The sequence below is a fragment of the Streptomyces sp. NPDC111507 genome, from assembly GCF_055638955.1.
In genome coordinates, this window is the sequence record NZ_JBVKBU010000002.1 from 736,710 (window position 1) to 756,241 (window position 19,532).

Below are 19,532 nucleotides of genomic sequence, written 5' to 3' on the forward strand. Positions count from 1 at the left end.
ATTCCGTCACTGGGACCACCCCCGTGTGTCTCCCCCGGCCGCGCCCCAGCTCTCTTGAGCAGCCCTGCGCTCCCCTACCGGACCGTACGTCACGACGATAGCGAGAGTTACTCCCCGTGTACCCCCGCATACAGCGAGAAAGCACGTACGTTCGATGCGTACTTTCTGTACGCATGCGTCGGCCCCGCCCGGAGCACTTCCCGGGCGGGGCCGATGAGTTGCGAGTGACTCAGGTGAGTCGGGTACGTCAGATCAGACCGAGACCGCGGACCGCGTCGCGCTCCTCCTCGAGCTCCTTGACGGAGGCGTCGATACGGGCGCGGGAGAACTCGTTGATGTCCAGGCCCTGGACGATCTCGTACTGCCCGTCCTTGGTGGTGACGGGGAAGGAGGAGATGATCCCCTCGGGCACGCCGTAGGAACCGTCCGACGGGATACCCATGGAGGTCCAGTCACCGTCGGCGGTGCCGTTGACCCAGGTGTAGACGTGGTCGATGGCGGCGTTGGCGGCGGAGGCGGCGGAGGACGCGCCACGGGCCTCGATGATCGCGGCACCGCGCTTGGCGACGGTCGGGATGAAGTCCTCGGCGAGCCACTTCTCGTCGTTCACGACCTCGGCGGCGTTCTTGCCGGCGACCGTGGCGTGGAAGATGTCCGGGTACTGGGTGGCGGAGTGGTTGCCCCAGATGGTGAGCCGCTTGATGTCGGCGACCGTCGAGCCCGTCTTCTTCGCGAGCTGGGTCAGCGCGCGGTTGTGGTCGAGGCGGGTCATCGCGGTGAAGCGCTCGGCCGGTACGTCCGGGGCGGCGGCCTGGGCGATGAGGGCGTTGGTGTTGGCCGGGTTACCGACGACGAGGACCTTGATGTCGTCCGCGGCGTTGTCGTTGATGGCCTTGCCCTGCGGCTTGAAGATGCCACCGTTGGCGGAGAGCAGGTCACCGCGCTCCATGCCCTTGGTACGGGGGCGGGCGCCGACGAGCAGCGCGACGTTCGTGCCGTCGAAGGCGACGTTCGGGTCGTCCGTGATGTCGATGCCCGCGAGCAGCGGGAAGGCGCAGTCGTCGAGCTCCATCGCGGTGCCCTCGGCGGCCTTCAGCGCCGGCGTGATCTCCAGGAGGCGCAGCTTGACCGGCACGTCCGCGCCGAGCAACTGGCCGGAGGCGATGCGGAAGAGCAGGGCGTAACCGATCTGGCCGGCCGCGCCGGTGACGGTGACGTTCACGGGAGTGCGGGTCATGGCGTTCTCCGTATGACAGCAGGCGGTGGGGCGTCCCTGCCCCGGGGTGCAGGATCATCCCCTGCGTCCACCGCAATGATCGATCAAAGGAACCGATGATCGATCTCTCGGCGTCAAGAGAGATCCGCCGTCAGGCTATCGCGCATCCAGGATCCCGCACGGCCGGGTCCCGTGTGGCCCACCCCACAGCCCCCCGACCGGGCGGCCGCCGGTCCGGGAGAGGATGACACGACGACCGCCGTCGGGGTGACCGGCCGGGGCCGGATCCCGTGGGGGTACGGTGCGCCTGCCCCAACGGCGCCGGAACATTCCTGCGCGGCGGTTTTCGAGGGTGGTTCTCTTCGGCTACGAGTGAACGGGCGTTGCCCACGCCCCCCGAGGCGGGGCCGCGCCCCGAAACCCCGGCCGCCTGTTTGTCCATCGACCGACGGTTGGTGGGGGTTGCTCGCGCAGTTCCCCGCGCCCCTGAAGGGGCGCGGCCCCTCAGGGTGTTTCCTCGACTGCGGGACGGTGGGGGCTAGGGGCGCGGTTCCCCGCGCCCCTAAGGGCCTCGGCTCGACCGGCGTTTGAGGACGAGGCCGGGGGCCTGTGCCCCACCCACCCCTCGTCCACCCACCCATCCCGGCCCGTATCACTCAGCCCGTCCGGCGTTTGAGGACGAGGCCGTTCAGGCCGTGCGGGGGTCCAGGAGGCGCAGCGCCCCTGGCGGGGGGTTGGAGGCGGAGCCCCCAGGTAGGGATGGGACGGGTAGGGGCGGCGGGGGCGAGAACCATGCCGCACGCGCCCACCCGCCCCAGCCACCCACCTACTTCACTTCGTGCAGCCCTTCTGGCCCGATTTCAACGTGACGCACGCCTTCGCCTCGGCGGCGTCCTTGACGGCGATCATCGGGGTGTACGCATCGGTGGCGTTGTCGACGGTCCCGGTCTGCGCGGCGGCGCCCCCACCCGTCACCCGCACCGAGTCACCGATCACGGCCTGGGTGATGCGGGCCCAGGCCGCGGCGCAGGTCTTGCTGTAGCGCACCTCGACAAGGGTGGTACCCACGGTGATGCTGGTGCTGGTCGTCGCGAGTTGCCCACCGCACCCCATGTTCTCCGGGTCCTTGCCCGTGCAGTCGGCGCCACTGCACTTCACCCCGGCCGGCAGATCGGGATTGACCGAGGCGGACGCCGAGGGCGTCTTCGGCGCGCTCGCCGCCTTCTTGCCGTCGCCGCCCCCGGTGAAGTACACGGCCGCGGCTATCACCACGAGCGCACCCACAACCCCCGCGAGGAACATCGTCAGCCGCCGCTTACGCCGCGCCGCCGCGTCCGCGGATCCCCCCGCGGGCGCACCCGGCCCACCGGCACCGACAGACCCGGCCGGCCCCACGGAACCCCCCGGCCCCGACGAACCCACGGAACCCACGGAACCCGCGGAACCCGCGGAACCCCCCGGCCCCACAGACCCCGCCGGAGTCGACGGACCGTACCGCCCCCCGTCACCTGACGGCGTGGCGACGACCCCCCAGCCCCCACCACGCGAGCCCCCACCGGACGAAGGCCCACCCGAAGACCCACCCGAAGAGGACCCGCCGTACCCGGCACCCCCACGCGCCCCACCCCCGAGCGGCGACGAAGATCCGTACGACGAGTCCTCCACCTCCGTGGCGGACGGCTGCGGCGGCACCGTCGGCGACACCCCCGCGGGCCCGGCGATCCCCGGCGTGATGCCGGGCGTCGCGGTCGCGCTGCCGCCCTTGCGGGCCTGCTTGCCGTTGCTCCCCTTCGCCGGGGGCGCCCCGAACTCCCCGAGCGCGGCGCGCGCCTGGGAGATCCGGATCGCTTCCATGGTCATGTCGTGGCGCATCTCCGAGCGGCTCCACGCACGCTCGGCCAGCTCCCACATGGTCGTCAGATGGATGGGATTGGTCCCGGTCACCTCGGCCAGGGCGACGATCGCGCCCTTGGGCGCGAGGAGCCGACCGTTGAGGTACCGCTCCCAGGACGTCTTGCTGTAGCCCGTACGGTCGGCCACCGCGGCGATGCCCAGCCCGCTCCGGTCGACCAGTCGGCGCAACTGGCTGGCGAACTCCCTGACCTGCGGATCGAGTTCATCCGGCAAGTCCCTCCAACGAGGCATTACTGCTCCCCCCCTGCTTCTTTCCCCCCGTACATGCCTGACTGTTCCCCCGCGTGTTCGGCGCCCCCCCGTCGAGTCCCCCCGGCCCCCCGGTCCCCGTTCTGGCTACCCACAGGGATGCGATCGGTCAGGATCTCAGTTCCCGGGATGGGGGCGCACGGGAGCATTCGGGCCCGGGCATGCACCGTTGCACGCCCCGCGGGCTGCGGACTGCGGCCCATTGTCCCATCGACGTCATGCCCGCCAATCGGACCCTCGTCCTCCGCAACAGGACGTCCGATACCGTCCCGATTGGCCACGCTAACCGGGTTGTTGGTACGGATCAGGGTAAATCCTTGAACTTGTCAAGACATCGACACAACGGGAACACAGGTGCGACCTCACCCGTCACGAGAACGCTCGGTTCACCCAAGGGTGACGGCACCCACGACGGCGGCGAGCAGGATGACGACGGCGAGGAGGGCCGCGTAGAGGAGGAGGCGGGGCGTACGGGGCCCGGTGGGCCGCCGGGACGCCTCCTCGTCGAGCAGGTCCCACCACGGGAGCGTGGGGTCCTCCTCGTAGCCGTCACGGCCGCGCACGGCGGGAACGCCATGCACGACGGGACCGGGACCGCCCGCCGGTACCCGTACGGGCGGCACGGGCGGCACGGGCTCGCGCGGCCAGGCCCGCACCGCCAGTTCCCAGCGCACCCCGAAGCGTTCGGTCTCCTCGTCCGCGACACCCGCGACCCGGCACAGGGCGACGACCGCCTGCCGGGGCGGCGGCTGGCTCGCGTTGAGGTAGCGCTGCCAGGAGGACTTGCTGTACGCGGTGCGCGTGCCCAGCGCGACCAGGCTCATCCCGGTGCGGTCCTTGAGCAGCCGCAACTGCTCGACGAAGTGCCGTACCTCCGCCGGAAGCTCCTCCGGCAGCGGCTGCCAGGCACCCATCGCTCCACCCACCTCCCGCGGCGCTCACCAGGCGCCCCGTGTCGTTCCCCGTGAGCGATTGACGACGCCGGGCGGTCGACGGTTCCCGTGACGTGGCGCGGACACCGTGGCGGAATGGTCACTTCCGTGCCACAGGGAACTGACGGCTGTTGTACAGGCGATGCCTGTACAGAAGGGTTGACCCGGGCGGTCCGGCCGCCCGGCCGCGGCCCGTCCTTACTCGGGGGAGGGGACGGGCCGCGCTCTGCTTCAGGGCATGCGCGGGGGCCTCAGCGGACCGTGAAGTGCAGCGTGTCGTCCAGGAACGGGATCACCAGCCACGGGTTGGGCTGTGCCATCAGCGAGAGCAGCACGATGGCGACGCCCAGCACGCCGTACGTGAGCATGTCCGTGAAGCGGGAGCGGACCGCGAGCATGCCCACGTCGGGCAGTATCCAGCGCATCACGGCGCCGGCCAGCAGCGCGGCGCCGATCAGGATCGTGCCGAGCCGGAACACGTCGAGGGCGGTCAGCAGCAGGCCGAGTCCGACGGCCGACAGCACGGCGAGGATCGGCCACTGGCGGGCCGGGGCCGGGGCGTCGCCGCCCGCCGCCCGGCCGCCGCCCTCGGGCCGCGCGGTATCCCTCGTGAACAGGGGGAAGCGACGTGTGGGGCGGCGCGGCTTCCCCTCCGCGTCGGGGGCGCTCTCGGCGTCGGGCGCACCCTGCTCGCCCTCGGCGTCGGGCGCGCTCACGGCGTCGGGCGCACCCGGCTCGCCCTCGGCGCCCTCCGCCTCCCGCACACCCGCCACACCGTTCACGGACCCCGCCTTCCCCGAACCGGCCTCACCGTTCACGGATCCCGCTTTCCGAGGACCGGCCTCACCGTTCGCGGACCCCGCTTCCCGAGGACCCGCCTCACCGTTCACGGACCCCGACTCCCGCATGACGGACGCACCCTTCACAGCCCTCGCCCTCCGCACGGCCGACCCGCCGTTCGCGGACGCGGCCTCCCGCACGGCCGACTCGGCGTCGGAGTCGATGCCGGAGCCGGAGTCGCGGGCCGCGGCGTCCTCGGGTCCGCCGTCAGCCGACACTGCGCTCCGCCGCTTCCACCACGTTGACGAGCAGCTGGGCGCGGGTCATCGGGCCCACGCCGCCGGGGTTCGGGGAGATCCACGCGGCGACCTCGGCGACGTCCGGGTGAACGTCCCCGACGATCTTGCCCTCGGCGCTGCGCGAGACACCGACGTCGAGGACGGCGGCGCCCGGCTTCACGTCCTCGGCGCGGATGAGATGGGCGGACCCGGCCGCGGCGACGATGATGTCGGCGCGCTTCAGGTGCGCGGAGAGATCACGGGTGCCGGTGTGACACTGGGTGACCGTGGCGTTCTCGCTGCGCCGCGTCAGCAGCAGCGGCATCGGACGCCCGATGGTCACCCCACGGCCGACGACCACGACCTCGGCGCCCTTGATCTCCACGCCGTAGCGGCGCAGCAGGGTGAGGACGCCATTGGGGGTGCACGGCAGCGGGGCCGGCTCGTTGAGGACCAGCCGCCCGAGGTTCATCGGGTGCAGGCCGTCGGCGTCCTTGTCCGGGTCCATCAGTTCCAGGATGCGGTTCTCGTCGATGCCCTTGGGGAGCGGGAGCTGGACGATGTAGCCGGTGCACGTGGGGTCTTCGTTGAGTTCGCGCACCACCGCCTCGATCTCCTCCTGCGTGGCGGTCGCGGGCAGTTCACGCTGGATGGAGGCGATACCGACCTGGGCGCAGTCGCGGTGCTTGCCCGCGACGTACTTCTGGCTGCCGGGGTCGTCGCCGACGAGGACGGTCCCCAGGCCGGGCGTGACGCCCTTCTCCTTGAGGGCCGCCACGCGGGCGGTCAGATCGGACTTGATCGCGGCTGCGGTGGCCTTGCCATCGAGAATCTGGGCGGTCATGGACCCATCCTCGCGGATGACCCGCTCCCGGTTCCAATCCGGGCGCCCGTTTCCCCCTGTGACCAGCCGCGATCAGCCGTGTTGCGCTTGCACAACACCTGCACAACACAATCGGAAGGGCTCTGGACAAATAAGTAAGGCATTGAGAACGATGAACATCACAGTGCCGCGGACAGTACCGGGGGGACGGACCGCTCTGTAGAACTCTCCTCCGCACCTTGCCGCGCGTCCCCGCACCAGGCAACGGAGGAAGACCCGCCATGAGTTACGGCGACCCGAACAACCCCTACGGTCCCCCGCAGGGCCAGCCGGCCGGCTACCCGCCCCAGGGCCAGCCCGGCTACGGCTACCCCCAGGGCGCCCCGCAGCAGCCCGGTTACGGCTACCCGCAGGCCCCGCCGATCGGCCAGCAGCCGTACGGCGGCTACCCCGGTGTCCCGATGGAGATGCCCGGCACGGTCAAGGCCGCGCGTGTGATGCTGTTCGTCATCGCCGGTTTCCAGGTGCTCGGCGCCATCCTGATCGCGATCTCGGCGCTCGCCGTCGCCGCCGCGAAGAACAACGCGGACCTCAAGGACGACGTCCAGTTCCAGCAGCTCGCGGACTACTCGGCCGGCGTCCTGTGGGGCGTCACGGTCGCGGTCCTGGCGTGGGGCGTCTTCGCGATCTGGCTCGGCGTCAAGTGCGCGAACGGCGGCAGCGGCGTCCGCATCGCCGCGCTGGTGTTCGGCATCCTCACCGCGGTCCTCGGTATCTACCCGTTCGTCGTCATCGGTCTGGTGCACACCGTGCTCGCCATCCTCATCGCGGTGTTCGTCGGCAAGGCGGACGGCGCCGCCTGGTTCGACCGCCCGAAGTACGCGGTCTGAGGCCACCGGCGGCACGGCCGCCACGAGGCCCAGTCCGAAGCCGACTGCGAAGCCGACTGCGAAGCCGACTCCGAGGCCGACTCCGAGGCCGACTTTCAAGCCACGAAGGCGACTTCCCGCCATTCGCTCCGAGGGCCGTGTCTCACCCTGCGCAAGGGGAGACACGGCCCTCGCGCGTCTGTCTGCTCTCGGCTCCTCAGCGGCCCTGCGGCAACGGCGCGAGCCGGGACCGCACGACCGGCTTCACGACTCGTCAGGCCGGGCAGGCGACCCGCGCAGGTGCGCGAGCCGCCCTCTGGCTCAGCCGCAGTTACCAGTGATCCACTGGTGGGACCGCACCTTGTACGTACCGGCGAGGTTGCCGCCCTGCTGCTGCCGGGTGCAGCCGATCCGGCCGTTGTAGTTGGTGTTCGCGTAGAAGGCGACACCGCTGTACGACCCGGTGCCGGCGTTCCACACCGACTTCACGTTCGTCGTGGCGGCCCAGGAACACCTGATGGCGCCGCTCTGCCAGTCGGGGTCGGCGACGCTCCACGAGCACTTGCTGCCGGTGAAGTTGAAGCCGGTCCAGAAGCAGACGTCACCCGACGCGCAGTCCACGGCGGCGGCCGAGGCCGGTGCCGCCGAAGCGGAGGCGGGCAGGGCCAGCGTGGTGGCGGCCGCCGCGCTGACGGCGAGGGTCGCGAGCAGCGGGGAGAGCCGGCGCGGACGACGTATGACGGAAAGGTTCATGGGTCTGTTTCTCCTTGCGATGCGGCTGCTGGTGCTCGGACAGCCAGAAGGTGGCAACGCGTGTCCCGGCCGGGCAAGGAGACCGGGCGGGATGGGACGCCGGGACGGCCGGACGCCCGCTACTTGGCGCGTTATCTAACCCCTGGGACGGCCGTGGGACGGCTACTGTGTCCAGCCACTGGAACGTCTGACCAGCGTGCCGTAAGTGCCAGGGGGGAACAGCGATGCCCGCGTGCCCGGAAACCGAACGGTTCGCCGCGCTGTTGCGTTCGCTGAAGAACCGGTCCGGTCTGAGTTACGAGGCCCTCGCCAAGAAGACCGGAACGGCCGGATCCACACTGCACCGGTACTGCCGCGGCACTTCGGTGCCCCAGGACTACGGCAGCGTGCACCGGTTCGCCACCGCCTGCGGCGCGACCCCGGACGAGCTGCGGACACTGCACCGGCAGTGGGCCCTGGCCGACGCCGCCCGGACGGAGCCGGGGACGGCGACGGAGGCAAAGACGGAGGCGGAGGCGGGCATTGTCGAGGTCGTCGATCTCGTGGACGGTGCTGGTGCCGAGGAGCCGACGGCCGTGGGGCCAGGAGCGGTGGCGCCGGAAGCGGTGGCGCCGGGAGCCGTGGAGTCGGGAGCGGTGGAGCCGGAGGCGGTCGAGGTCGGGCCCGTTCGGACGGTCCGTCAGGGCCGGTTCCGTCTTGACCAGTTCCGGCAGGGCCGGTTCCGTGTCGTGGTGATCGGCGCCGTGGTCCTGACGCTCGGTGTCTCCGCCTGGGCCCTGACGACCGATCACCCGTCGTCCGGCAGCAGCGGCGGCTCCGCGGCGGACGGCCGTCTGCTCTTCTCGGCCGCCTGTCAGCCCGTGGTGGCCATGGGCCAGCACGACGCCTGCGTGGGCGAGGTACAACGGCTGCTGCACGCCAAGGGCGCGGACATCGACGTCGACTCGGACTTCGGCCCGCAGACACTGCGCCGGGTCACCGCCTTCCAGGTGTTCACCGGTCTCCAGCCCAACGGAGTAGTCGGGGACGCCACCAAGAAGGCGCTCTACACCTCGAACGTACGCATGACGGTCTGGCCGCCGGCGAAGGTACGGCAGCACATCCGCGCGGTCTTCACCGACGCACCCGACGCGGCGGTCGCCATCGCGGACTGCCAGTCGTTCCTCGACCCGCTGCACATCCTGCCCAACACCAACGGCACCCGTAACTGGGGTCTGTTCCAGATCTCCGACCTGCGCCTGCGCGAACTGGGCGGGACCCCGCGTCAGGCGCTGGACCCGGAGTGGAACATCAGGGCGGCCAGGCGCCTCTGGAGCAAGAAGCGCGATTTCCACGACTGGCCGAACTGCGAGCGCGCGGTCAAGGGCGCCGCCACCACCGCGCCCGCACGGTAGCGGCGGCCCACCGGAATCCCGGTGGACCGCCGCGCACGCACCGACCTGCCGCGGATCAGTGGAAGAAGTGCCGCGTCCCCGTGAAGTACATGGTGATGCCCGCCTTCTTCGCGGCCTCGACCACCAGCTCGTCACGGACCGAACCGCCGGGCTGGACCACGGCCCTGACGCCCGCCTCGGCGAGGATCTCCAGACCGTCGGGGAACGGGAAGAACGCGTCCGAGGCCGCGTACGACCCACGGGCCCGCTCGGCGCCCGCCCGCTCGACCGCGAGCTTCGCGGAGTCGACGCGGTTGACCTGGCCCATGCCGACGCCGACCGAGGCGCCGTCCTTGGCGAGCAGGATCGCGTTGGACTTCACCGCGCGGCAGGCCCGCCAGGCGAAGGCCAGCTCGTCGAGCTCGCCCTCGTTCAGGGCGTCACCGGTCGCCAGGGTCCAGCTCGCCGGGTTGTCGCCGTCGGCCTGGAGGCGGTCGGTGACCTGGAGCAGCGCGCCGCCGTCGATCGGCTTGAGCTCGGTCGGGTTCGCGGGCGCGCGGTGGGCGCGCAGCACGCGAATGTTCTTCTTCTTGGTGAGGGCTTCGAGGGCGCCGTCCTCGTACTCGGGCGCCACGATGACCTCGGTGAAGATCTCGGCGACCTGCTCCGCCATCTCCTTCGTCACCGGCCGGTTGACCGCGATCACACCGCCGAACGCGGACAGCGGGTCACAGGCGTGCGCCTTGCGGTGCGCCTCGGCGACGTTCGAGGCGATCGCGATCCCGCACGGGTTGGCGTGCTTGATGATCGCGACGCAGGGGTCCTCGTGGTCGTACGCGGCACGGCGCGCGGCGTCCGTGTCCGTGTAGTTGTTGTACGACATCTCCTTGCCGTGCAGCTGCTCGGCCTCCGCGAGACCGCCAGCGTGGGAGGTGTAGAGGGCGGCGGGCTGGTGCGGGTTCTCGCCGTAGCGGAGGGTGTGCGCGCGCTCCCAGGTGGCGCCGAGGAAGTCGGGGAACCCGGAGGCGTCGACGGGGGCGTACTCGGAGGCGAACCAGGAGGCGACGGCGACGTCGTACGCGGCCGTGTGCTGGAAGGCCTCGGCCGCGAGCCGCTTCCGGGTGGTGAGGTCGAAGCCGCCGGTCTGCACGGCGGAGAGGACGTCGCCGTAACGGTCGGGGCTGGTGACGACGGCCACGGACGGGTGGTTCTTGGCGGCGGCACGGACCATCGAGGGGCCGCCGATGTCGATCTGCTCGACGCACTCGTCGGGCGTCGCGCCCGAGGCGACGGTCTCACGGAAGGGGTAGAGGTTGACGACGACGAGGTCGAAGGGCTTGACGCCCAGTTCTTCCAGCTGCCGCTGGTGGTCGGGCAGCCGCAGGTCGGCGAGGATGCCGGCGTGGACCTTGGGGTGCAGGGTCTTGACCCGGCCGTCGAGGCACTCGGGGAAGCCGGTCAGGTCCTCGACCTTGACGACGGGGACCCCGGCCGCGGCGATCTTGGCGGCGGTGGAGCCGGTGGAGACGAGCTCGACACCGGCCTCGTGGAGCCCGCGGGCAAGCTCTTCGAGCCCGGTCTTGTCGTAGACGCTGACGAGCGCGCGCCGGATGACCCGCTTGGTGCCCTCGGTGCTCTCGGCCGTGACTGTGCTGTCGGCGGTCACTGGATAACTACCTTTCGTCCCTCAATGCGATAGCCGTTGCGGGCGAGCCGCCCCACGACATCGACGAGCAGTCTTCGCTCGACTTCCTTGATGCGCTCGTGCAGAGCGCTCTCGTCGTCCTCGTCCCGGACCTCCACCACGCCCTGAGCGATGATCGGTCCGGTGTCGACGCCGTCGTCGACGAAGTGGACGGTGCAGCCGGTGACCTTCGCGCCGTACGCGAGCGCGTCGCGTACGCCGTGGGCTCCCGGGAAGCTGGGCAGCAGGGCGGGATGCGTGTTGACGAAGCGCCCACCGAACCGGGTGAGGAATTCCTTCCCCACGATCTTCATGAACCCCGCGGAGACCACCAGGTCGGGCTCGTGGTCGGAGACGGCCTCGGCGAGCGCGCCGTCCCACTCGTCCCGGGTGTCGTAGTCCTTGACGCGGCGGACGAAGGTGGGGATCCCGGCCCGCTCGGCCCGGGCGAGCCCTTCGATGCCGTCGCGGTCGGCGCCCACGGCCACGATCTCGGCCCCGTAGGCCACCGGCCCGGCCGCGGCGATGCCGTCGAGCAGTGCCTGCAGATTCGTGCCTGATCCGGAGACCAGCACGACGAGGCGCTTGGTCTTGGCCACGACGGGGCCCTTTCTCGGGGGAGCGTTTGTACGGTCGTACGAATGCTTCGCGCCCCTGGATACGGGGAAGTCTACGAAGCGGCCGACCGTCAGCAACGATACCGGCACACCGGGCAGCCCCCACGGGACGGGGGCGTGGCCGGAAGGTAGCGTCTGCGGTGGATCCTCCCGGGAACACCGTTCAGCACGGGGAACGCCCTGTGCGCTTGGGACGTTGACCTGGGACGGGTAGAACGTTCGGGGTACGAGCCCCGGGGGCGAACATCCGGGGCGCGGGCCTCGGGCGGAAAACCCGGGGCAGGGAACTCCACGGAGCGGTGTCCGGGGTGCGAATCCCGGGTCCTGATCCTGAAAACGAACGCCCGGGGTGCGAGCCCCGCGCAGGACGCTCGGGGTGCGCGTCGCGAGCACGATGCCGTGTGGACACGCCGCCCGCCAGAACCACCAAGGGGAAGACGCACACCTGATGCCGGACCGCAGTCTCCGACTCCCTCCGCTGCTGCTGCGCGAGCGGCGCCCTTCGCCTACCCCGCCGCGGGAGAGCGGGGACACGCCCGCGGGTGGGAACGGTTCCGCGGGCGGACGCGGCCCGGACACAGACTCCGGCACGGGCTCCGGCTCCGGCTCCGGCTCCGGCTCCGGCTCCGACGACAATCCCTTCGCTCCGCCGCCGGAGGGCACGCCCGACCGCCCCTGGCAGCCTCGGCGTCCCGCGTCCGGCGAGAGCCCGAACGAGAACGACGGCTCCGGACCTGGCTCCGGCCCCGGACAGTCCCCATGGGGCAGTCAGTGGAGCGACCGGCAGCCGGGGCGTTCGTCCGGCGGCGGTTTCGGCGACCGCCCCGGGGCTCCGCAGGGTCAGGGCGGCCCGGAAGGTCCCGGCGGTGGGCCGGGCTCCGGAATGCGCTGGGACCCGACGGACCCCGCCCAGCGCCGCGCACGCTACGCGCTGCTCTCCGGAATGTGGGCGTTCTTCTTCGCCCTGTTCAGCTGGCCGTACGTGGCCCTGCTGCTCGGTGCGCTTGCCCTGTACTGGGGCGGCAGCGCACTGCGCGCCAAGCCCCGCGCGCAGGACCCGGACACCCCGGCCCCCGACGCGAACACCCGCCCCCAGACGACCGCCGCGGTGAGCGGCCTCGTCACCGCGTCCCTGGCCATCGTCATGGTCGCCGCGACCTTCACCGCGCAGCTCGTGTACAGCGACTACTACTCCTGCACGAACGACGCCCTCACCAACGCCGCCAAACAGTCCTGCAACGACCTCCTCCCGAAGGACCTGAGGGGCGTCCTGGGAACGCGCGGCTAGCGCAAACGCGAACAGGAAAACGCGCCCCGACAGGGGCGCGCGGAACGGCGCGCCTAGCCCCCCACCCGCAGCAAAAATCAACCAGCCCCGGGCGGGGTCTGGGGCGCAGCCCCGGGGGATGGGAATGGGTAGGGGCGGGGCGAGGCAACCGAGGGCTCCTCGCTCACCCCATGTCATCGGAAGGCAAGAGGTCGTACGGCTCCAGGCTCGGATCCCGAGCCGGGCCCGAACCCGAAGCCGGACCCGCTCCCCCCCTCGAAGCCGCCGCCACCGTAGGAGTCGGCTCCCTCTTCGAAACCGCCTCCACCTGACCCCCCTCACCACGCGACCGCCCTGCCCGGACCCCCCGCGAGAACCACGACCGCCACGCCCCCCAGGAGAACCACGAGGCCCACAAGGGCCGAGAAAGCCACGTAGGCCAAGAAACCCCCCGCCGCAGCTCCCACCCCCACAACCCCACTCCCACAGGAGCCCCCACCCCCACCGTCCAAACCACCACCGCTCCCCCCACCTGCCACCACACCGGCCCGAAGTGAGCCAACGCCGCCACCCCCAACGGCCCACCCGCCATCCCGGCAAGCACCGCCATCACCAACCCGCACAACACGGCCGCGACCCCCACCCCCACCACGACCCGCCTCCACGACCAGGCCTCACGCCCCTTCCCCGGCGCCCCCGCGGTCACCAGGAACCGCGCCACCGTCACCCCCGCCACCACCGGCACCGCCATCCCCACTTCGCTCCACACCGTCCCGGGCATCGGCACCGCCGCCAGCAGCGGAAACGCCGGCAGCAACGGCCCGGGCCCCGCCGCGGACAACGGCCCCGCGACATGCCCGGCCCCCAGCACGACCCCGGGCCCGAGCCCGTACGCGGCCCCCCACACCGCCGCGTTCGGCACGAGCGCCATACAGAGCAGCAGTACCGCGAACCGCCCCGACCACACCTCGGTGAGCTGCGCGAACGAGTGCCGGGCGACATCGCCGTGCCACACCAGCGACGCCGCCACCAAGAGCGAGCCACCCCCGACGAGCACCGCCGCCCCGGCTCCGGCCGCCCGCGCCGAGGCCCCGAGGAATTCGGGCGAGCAACGGCGTACGCCGGCGGGCAACACGGCGAGCAGCCGCCGGACCCGCACGGGCGCGGGGAAGCCGGCGCGTCCGTACGTCGCCCACACCCCCACCCCCGCCGCGCTCCCGGCGAGCAACGGCAGACATCCGGCGGTCCACACCCACGAAGGCCGCAACTCCCCGCCCGAGCAGTACAGCGCGGCCGCCAGTCCGACCGTCAGATAGCCCCCGACGACCCCCGTCCACACCGTTCCCGGCTCCGCCTCGGCCTCGGCGTCCGCCACGCCACGCGCCGCCCGGTACAGCAGCCACACGGGCAGGACGACCAGCAGCAGCGGTGTCACACCCATCGGCATGGGCAGGCCCGACAGGGTCTCGGTGCGGATCAGCTCCACGCCGTGCGCGAGCAGCCACAACGCGGCGGCCACGTGCAGCGATCCATTCGGTCCGCTGTCCGGATAGGGCGAGCTGATCCACAGCATCATGACGAGGACGGCGAACGAGCCGAGTCCGAGCCCCGCCGCGAGGGCGCCACCCAGGAGGCTGGCGCCCAGTCCGGGTGAACGGTGGCGCATCCGGGTGAGCAGGGGCGACAACGACAGCCTGCGGTCGGTCATTTGGGTCACGCCCGCCATGCTCCCAACGACACGCGCTTTCTCGTCGTAACAGGCGAACCTCGGATGTGTCGCTCAATATGCAGCTATGTACTTTTTCGTACTAAGGGGCACCCTATGGGGTCCGCCATGACACGCACCCCTGAGACCCCGCTGCCCTCCCCCACGGAGCGCCGCCGCCTGCGCGAGGCCCAGTCGCTGAGCCAGGCCGACGTCGCGGCCGCGGTGGGTGTCACCCGTGCGACGGTGCGCTCGTGGGAGAACGGCCGTACGACGCCACGCGGCACCAAACGGGATGCGTACGCTCGACTGCTGACGGGCGCCGAGGAGGTGACCACGCATCAGGAGAACCCGGCTCCCGCCCTGGTCGGCGCCGCCACCGGCCCCGTACAGGCGTCCCCCGACCGCGCCGAACCCACCCCCGAGCCGTCCTCCGACACCCCACCCGCCTCCGCACTCGCCCCCAGACCCGATCCCGAACTCGGCCCCGTTCCCGCACTGGGCGCCAAACCCGAGCTCCGCCCCGAACTCGGCCCCAAAGCCGAACTCGCACCCCTTGCGAACTCCCTGACGCCTGCTCAGGCCTTCGACGCCCTCTACGCGTTCTGCGCCCCCGCCCTCGTACGGCAGACCTACCTGCTCACCGGGCGGCGCGAACTGGCGCGCGAGTCGGTGGAGCGCGCCTTCCAGCTGGCCTGGCACCGCTGGCCCGAGGTGGCCATGGACCGCGATCCGGCGGGGTGGGTGCGGGCGACGGCGTACGAGTTCGCGCTCTCGCCCTGGCACCGGCTGCGCCCCCGGCACCGCAACCCGGAGCCGCCGCCCGCCGCCCCCGCGGACCGCGCGCTGCTCGACGTACTCCTGCAGCTGCCGCCCGTGTACCGGCGGACCCTGCTGCTCTATGACGGGGTCGGGCTCGATCTGCCGGATACCGCGGCCGAGACGGAGGCGAGTACGCCCGCGGCGGCCAACCGGCTGCTGCGCGCGCGTGAGGCCGTGGCCACGCGGCTGCCGGAGCTGGCGGAGCCGAAGGAGTTGCACCGGCGACTCGCCGAGGTCGCCTCCGCCGAGCGGCTGCGCGCCGCGAAGCCCACCACGGTCCGCTGGGGCGGAGAGCAGCGCGCCCGGCACTGGACCCGCGCCGCCATCGCCTTCACGGTCGTCCTCATCGGCGCCACGACACTGACGCTCCGTACGGCCCCGGACCACTACGAGCCGCCGCTGGCGCCCGGCGCCACGGTGCGCGGGGTGCCGCCCCGGGTCGCGCCCGGGCCGCTGTCCGCGGAGGAGCTGGCCCTGCGCGCCAAGCTCAAGGGGGAGACGGTCAGCGGGCCGGAGCGGCTGGTTCCGAAGGCAGGCTGAGCCGGGTACGACGACGGGCTCGCACCCCGGTGGGGATGCGAGCCCGTTCAGTCTGGAGAAGGTCCAGCCTGGAGAAGGTCAGCCGGCGAGGATCTCGCGGGCCAGCTTCGCCGTCTCGGTCGGCGTCTTGCCGACCTTGACGCCGGCGGCCTCGAGGGCCTCCTTCTTCGCGGCGGCCGTGCCGGAGGAGCCGGAGACGATGGCGCCGGCGTGGCCCATGGTCTTGCCCTCGGGCGCGGTGAAGCCGGCGACGTAGCCGACGACCGGCTTCGTCACGTTCTTGGCGATGAAGTCCGCCGCACGCTCCTCGGCGTCGCCGCCGATCTCGCCGATCATGACGATCAGGTCGGTGTCGGGGTCGGCCTCGAACGCGGCGAGCGCGTCGATGTGCGTCGTACCGATGACCGGGTCGCCACCGATGCCGACGGCGGACGAGAAGCCGATGTCACGGAGCTCGTACATCATCTGGTAGGTCAGCGTGCCGGACTTCGAGACCAGGCCGATGCGGCCCGGCTTCGTGATGTCGCCCGGGATGATGCCGGCGTTCGACTGGCCCGGGGTGATGAGACCGGGGCAGTTCGGGCCGATGATGCGGGTCTTGTTGCCCTTCGACTTCGCGTACGCCCAGAAGGCGGCGGAGTCGTGGACGGCGATGCCCTCGGTGATGACGACCGCGAGGGGGATCTCCGCGTCGATCGCCTCGACGACGGCGGCCTTGGCGAAGGCCGGCGGCACGAAGAGGACGGACACGTTGGCGCCCGTCTTCTCCATGGCCTCGGCGACCGTGCCGAAGACCGGGATCTCGGTGCCGTCGATGTCGACGGACGTGCCCGCCTTGCGCGGGTTCACGCCACCGACGATGTTCGTGCCGTCGGCCAGCATGAGCTTGGTGTGCTTCATGCCCGTGGCACCGGTCATGCCCTGGACGATGACCTTGCTGTCCTTGTTGAGGAAGATAGCCATGGCGGTTGTTTCCCTCGTCCCTTACTTCGCAGCCGCGAGCTCGGCGGCCTTGTCGGCCGCGCCGTCCATGGTGTCCACGCGCTGGACCAGCGGGTGGTTGGCGTCCGACAGGATCTTGCGGCCCAGCTCGGCGTTGTTGCCGTCCAGACGCACGACCAGCGGCTTGGTGACTTCCTCGCCCTTGTCCTTGAGCAGCTGGAGCGCCTGGACGATGCCGTTGGCGACCTCGTCACAGGCGGTGATGCCGCCGAAGACGTTGACGAAGACGGACTTGACGTCCGGGTCGCCGAGGATGATCTCCAGGCCGTTCGCCATCACGGCGGCGGAGGCGCCGCCACCGATGTCGAGGAAGTTGGCGGGCTTGACGCCGCCGTGGTTCTCACCGGCGTACGCGACGACGTCGAGGGTGCTCATGACGAGACCCGCGCCGTTGCCGATGATGCCGACCTCGCCGTCGAGCTTGACGTAGTTGAGGTTCTTGGCCTTGGCCGCCGCCTCGAGCGGGTTGGCGGCGGCGTGGTCGACCAGCGCCTCGTGCTCCGGCTGGCGGAACTCGGCGTTCTCGTCCAGCGACACCTTGCCGTCGAGCGCGATGACGCGGCCGTCGGCGACCTTGGCGAGCGGGTTGACCTCGACGAGGAGGGCGTCCTCCTTGATGAAGGTGTCCCACAGCGTCACCAGGATCTCGGCGACCTGCTCGGCCACCTCGGCCGGGAACTTCGCCTGGGCGACGATCTCGCGGGCCTTCTCGATCGAGACGCCCTCGTTGGCGTCGACCGGGACCTTCGCGAGGGCCTCGGGGTTCTCCTCCGCGACGACCTCGATCTCCACGCCGCCCTGGACGGACGCCATGGCGAGGAAGGTGCGGTTGGTGCGGTCGAGGAGGTACGAGACGTAGTACTCCTCGGCGATCTCGGGCGCGGTCTCGGCGATCATCACCTTGTGGACCGTGTGGCCCTTGATGTCCATGCCGAGGATGTCCGTCGCCCGGGCGACGGCCTCGTCCGGGGTGGCGGCGAGCTTGACGCCGCCGGCCTTGCCTCGGCCACCGACCTTCACCTGGGCCTTGACGACGGACTTGCCGCCAAGACGCTCGGTCGCCTCGCGGGCTGCCTCAGGCGTGTCAATGACTTCACCGGCCAGCACCGGTACACCGTGCTTGGCGAAGAGGTCCCTCGCCTGGTACTCGAACAGGTCCACGCGCGTCCGTCCCTATCAGTGATCTCGCGGTTCGTTGGATGCGTGGGCGTGCCGCGAAGGGCAACGTGACGTCCGCTGTCACAAGGGTGGCGCACACGGTGTCCGAGCGCGCGGCATGTCCGTCTCGCAGGTTATCGCCGCAGGACGTGGGTCCCTAAATCGCAGGTCACACCTGAGCGGTGATACCTGTCACAGATCTGGCCGGGACGGGGCCTCACCAGGCTGGGGTTTGCCTGGTGAGGCCCCTCGAACAGCCCCTGAGGGGCCCAGGGAGGGCGGTCCCCACCCCAATGGGGACCCACCCTCCCCATCCGCGGGGTTCCGGTCGGACACGGCCGACGGCTTTCGGCCGTCCGATGCCGTGGCCCCGCGGAGTCGGTCGGTGGGTACAGCGGTACGAGCGCTACGGCGGGAGGGACGGCCAGACGCTGCAGCGCCGGCATTCCTCTCGACGCCCTAGGCCATACCGGTGGCGCCGGCGGACGTTCTTGCCGGAGCGGGTCCGGATCGGGACCGGAGAGGGTCTGGACGGCGGGCAGACCTGTTCCGCCCCCGTGCGGTAGGCCGGCATCGAGGGAAGGACCCGCCCTAGCCGGGGAAGACCGGAATGTCCCGGTACCTGTCCCGGGTCTCGGCCGCGGTCACCGCCGCGGGAAGGCCGGGCACGAGCCGCAGCGGCGCCCGGTGACTCGGGGTGACGACGGCCTGAGGATCGCCGTGTCGCGGCGCGCCGCTGTCGACGGCAGACTGACCGCCCAGCGCGCCCGAGGGATCGCCGGGGGGTGCCTGCCGGCCGGGCCCCGGTCCCGGCGCCGCACCCCCGTGCTCGCCGCGCACGGCGACATCGTCCGTGTCCGTACCGAGACGGGCAGGGCCGTAGTACGTCGGACCGACGGGCCCGGCGTCCGCGTGCCGCACCACGGCATGCGACGACGAGGGCATGGCCTTCACGTCCGAGTGCTGAGGCCCCGAACCGGCGGACGGAACCTGACCCCCCGCGCCCGGAAGCACGGGCGGACCGGGCAGACCGGGCGCCTCCGGCGGCTCGGGCAGGGAGGGCAACGAGGGAAGGGACGGCAGGGTCTTCGGCGGAGCCTGGCCCAACTCGCCGGTCACCGTCTCCACCAGATCACCGGCCGGCCGTACGACGCTGTCGGCGGCCGGCCGTACGACGTGCCGGACGGTGTCGGTCACGTGGGTGACGGTGTCGCCGACCTGCGCGACGGTGCCCGTGACCTGAGTGACGGCGCCCGTGACGTGAGTGACGGTGTGGGCCGCCGAGCGCGCCACCGGGAGCGGAGCAGCGGGCTTCACCACCCGTACCGACGAACTCGTCGGAACCAAACCGTCCGCCGCATGCGCCCGCTCCCCGCAAAGGAGCCCGAGCGCGAACAACCCGGCCACCAGCAACGCCAGTCGCAGCGCACGCCGCCCGGCCGCCGTGCGCGGCATGCGCGGAGCGGCACCGGCGAAGGCCAGTTCGACGACGGGCAGGGTCAAGACGGGGTGATCCTCCGTGCGGCGGGAAGAGGCGTCGATCCTCGCAC

At 71.5% G+C, this 19,532-nt stretch carries 16 protein-coding genes; 4 read left to right on the forward strand and 12 right to left on the reverse strand.

Annotation, left to right across the window (positions count from 1 at the left end; all coding sequences use genetic code 11):
- Positions 1-247 precede the first annotated feature (247 nt).
- The 5 genes from ACZ7M2_RS10845 to ACZ7M2_RS10865 all read right to left on the reverse strand — a co-directional run bounded on the left by ACZ7M2_RS10845 (position 248) and on the right by ACZ7M2_RS10865 (position 6,213).
- A complete protein-coding gene (locus ACZ7M2_RS10845; RefSeq protein ID WP_054233746.1) occupies positions 248-1,237 on the reverse strand; it encodes a malate dehydrogenase in 990 nt (329 codons plus the stop codon).
- Positions 1,238-2,047: 810 nt separating this feature from the next.
- A complete protein-coding gene (locus tag ACZ7M2_RS10850) occupies positions 2,048-3,361 on the reverse strand; it encodes an XRE family transcriptional regulator (protein ID WP_471594974.1) in 1,314 nt (437 codons plus the stop codon).
- 404 nt (positions 3,362-3,765) lie between these two features.
- The gene (locus ACZ7M2_RS10855) at positions 3,766-4,293 is read right to left on the reverse strand and encodes a helix-turn-helix domain-containing protein (RefSeq protein ID WP_471594975.1); all 528 of its coding nucleotides are present in this window, start codon (positions 4,291-4,293) and stop codon (positions 3,766-3,768) included.
- Positions 4,294-4,562: 269 nt separating this feature from the next.
- Positions 4,563-5,093 (reverse strand): DUF3017 domain-containing protein, encoded by a 531-nt coding sequence (locus ACZ7M2_RS10860; protein WP_471594976.1) that lies wholly within the window; start codon positions 5,091-5,093, stop codon positions 4,563-4,565.
- A gap of 265 nt (positions 5,094-5,358) precedes the next feature.
- Positions 5,359-6,213 (reverse strand): bifunctional methylenetetrahydrofolate dehydrogenase/methenyltetrahydrofolate cyclohydrolase, encoded by an 855-nt coding sequence (locus tag ACZ7M2_RS10865; RefSeq protein ID WP_054233749.1) that lies wholly within the window; start codon positions 6,211-6,213, stop codon positions 5,359-5,361.
- A 260-nt stretch (positions 6,214-6,473) separates the two neighbouring features.
- Here ACZ7M2_RS10865 and ACZ7M2_RS10870 point away from each other — a divergent pair, with 260 nt between their 5' ends.
- Entirely contained in the window at positions 6,474-7,082 is a 609-nt protein-coding gene (locus tag ACZ7M2_RS10870; protein ID WP_471594977.1) for a hypothetical protein, read from the forward strand.
- A 300-nt stretch (positions 7,083-7,382) separates the two neighbouring features.
- Here ACZ7M2_RS10870 and ACZ7M2_RS10875 read toward each other — a convergent pair whose 3' ends face one another.
- Positions 7,383-7,814: a peptidase inhibitor family I36 protein gene (locus ACZ7M2_RS10875; RefSeq protein WP_471594978.1), complete on the reverse strand. Its 432-nt coding sequence runs from the start codon at positions 7,812-7,814 to the stop codon at positions 7,383-7,385.
- Positions 7,815-8,038: 224 nt separating this feature from the next.
- Here ACZ7M2_RS10875 and ACZ7M2_RS10880 point away from each other — a divergent pair, with 224 nt between their 5' ends.
- Positions 8,039-9,208, forward strand: coding sequence for a helix-turn-helix domain-containing protein (locus ACZ7M2_RS10880; RefSeq protein WP_471594979.1), 1,170 nt, complete (start codon positions 8,039-8,041; stop codon positions 9,206-9,208).
- Positions 9,209-9,263: 55 nt separating this feature from the next.
- Here the strand turns inward: ACZ7M2_RS10880 and purH are convergent, their stop codons facing one another.
- Together purH and purN are read right to left on the reverse strand one after the other, a co-directional pair.
- Complete coding sequence (gene purH, locus ACZ7M2_RS10885) at positions 9,264-10,853, reverse strand: bifunctional phosphoribosylaminoimidazolecarboxamide formyltransferase/IMP cyclohydrolase (RefSeq protein ID WP_352054015.1); 1,590 nt, start codon at positions 10,851-10,853, stop codon at positions 9,264-9,266.
- A complete protein-coding gene (purN, locus tag ACZ7M2_RS10890) occupies positions 10,850-11,470 on the reverse strand; it encodes a phosphoribosylglycinamide formyltransferase (RefSeq protein WP_352054013.1) in 621 nt (206 codons plus the stop codon). Before purN ends, purH begins: the two co-directional genes overlap by 4 nt.
- Positions 11,471-11,936: 466 nt before the next feature.
- Between purN and ACZ7M2_RS10895 the strand changes: the two genes are divergently transcribed.
- Positions 11,937-12,776, forward strand: a complete 840-nt coding sequence (locus ACZ7M2_RS10895; RefSeq protein WP_471594980.1) for a hypothetical protein — start codon at positions 11,937-11,939, stop codon at positions 12,774-12,776.
- A 163-nt stretch (positions 12,777-12,939) separates the two neighbouring features.
- Here ACZ7M2_RS10895 and ACZ7M2_RS10900 read toward each other — a convergent pair whose 3' ends face one another.
- Positions 12,940-14,481, reverse strand: coding sequence for a cell division protein PerM (locus ACZ7M2_RS10900; protein WP_471594981.1), 1,542 nt, complete (start codon positions 14,479-14,481; stop codon positions 12,940-12,942).
- A 108-nt stretch (positions 14,482-14,589) separates the two neighbouring features.
- On the opposite strand from ACZ7M2_RS10900, the gene ACZ7M2_RS10905 reads away from it, so the two are divergent.
- On the forward strand, positions 14,590-15,822 hold the full coding sequence (locus ACZ7M2_RS10905) for a sigma factor-like helix-turn-helix DNA-binding protein (protein WP_471594982.1): 1,233 nt from the start codon (positions 14,590-14,592) through the stop codon (positions 15,820-15,822).
- 78 nt (positions 15,823-15,900) lie between these two features.
- Here ACZ7M2_RS10905 and sucD read toward each other — a convergent pair whose 3' ends face one another.
- The 3 genes from sucD to ACZ7M2_RS10920 form a co-directional block, all read right to left on the reverse strand.
- On the reverse strand, positions 15,901-16,785 hold the full coding sequence (sucD, locus tag ACZ7M2_RS10910; RefSeq protein WP_060901445.1) for a succinate--CoA ligase subunit alpha: 885 nt from the start codon (positions 16,783-16,785) through the stop codon (positions 15,901-15,903).
- 21 nt (positions 16,786-16,806) lie between these two features.
- Complete coding sequence (sucC, locus tag ACZ7M2_RS10915; RefSeq protein WP_060901446.1) at positions 16,807-17,985, reverse strand: ADP-forming succinate--CoA ligase subunit beta; 1,179 nt, start codon at positions 17,983-17,985, stop codon at positions 16,807-16,809.
- A 588-nt stretch (positions 17,986-18,573) separates the two neighbouring features.
- Positions 18,574-19,485 carry a hypothetical protein gene (locus tag ACZ7M2_RS10920; protein WP_471594983.1) on the reverse strand — a complete coding sequence of 304 codons (912 nt, stop codon included), beginning with the start codon at positions 19,483-19,485 and terminating at the stop codon, positions 18,574-18,576.
- Positions 19,486-19,532: the final 47 nt, after the last annotated feature.

Excerpts from the sequence above, each read along its gene's own strand:
- ACZ7M2_RS10850 (WP_471594974.1), bottom strand. The coding sequence starts at position 3,361 with ATGCCTCGTTGGAGGGACTTGCCGGATGAACTCGATCCGCAGGTCAGG.
- ACZ7M2_RS10855 (WP_471594975.1), bottom strand. The coding sequence starts at position 4,293 with ATGGGTGCCTGGCAGCCGCTGCCGGAGGAGCTTCCGGCGGAGGTACGG.
- ACZ7M2_RS10870 (WP_471594977.1), top strand. The coding sequence starts at position 6,474 with ATGAGTTACGGCGACCCGAACAACCCCTACGGTCCCCCGCAGGGCCAG.
- ACZ7M2_RS10865 (WP_054233749.1), bottom strand. The coding sequence starts at position 6,213 with ATGACCGCCCAGATTCTCGATGGCAAGGCCACCGCAGCCGCGATCAAG.
- ACZ7M2_RS10880 (WP_471594979.1), top strand. The coding sequence starts at position 8,039 with ATGCCCGCGTGCCCGGAAACCGAACGGTTCGCCGCGCTGTTGCGTTCG.
- sucD (WP_060901445.1), bottom strand. The coding sequence starts at position 16,785 with ATGGCTATCTTCCTCAACAAGGACAGCAAGGTCATCGTCCAGGGCATG.
- ACZ7M2_RS10900 (WP_471594981.1), bottom strand. The coding sequence starts at position 14,481 with ATGGCGGGCGTGACCCAAATGACCGACCGCAGGCTGTCGTTGTCGCCC.
- ACZ7M2_RS10845 (WP_054233746.1), bottom strand. The coding sequence starts at position 1,237 with ATGACCCGCACTCCCGTGAACGTCACCGTCACCGGCGCGGCCGGCCAG.
- ACZ7M2_RS10875 (WP_471594978.1), bottom strand. The coding sequence starts at position 7,814 with ATGAACCTTTCCGTCATACGTCGTCCGCGCCGGCTCTCCCCGCTGCTC.
- ACZ7M2_RS10905 (WP_471594982.1), top strand. The coding sequence starts at position 14,590 with ATGACACGCACCCCTGAGACCCCGCTGCCCTCCCCCACGGAGCGCCGC.
- ACZ7M2_RS10895 (WP_471594980.1), top strand. The coding sequence starts at position 11,937 with ATGCCGGACCGCAGTCTCCGACTCCCTCCGCTGCTGCTGCGCGAGCGG.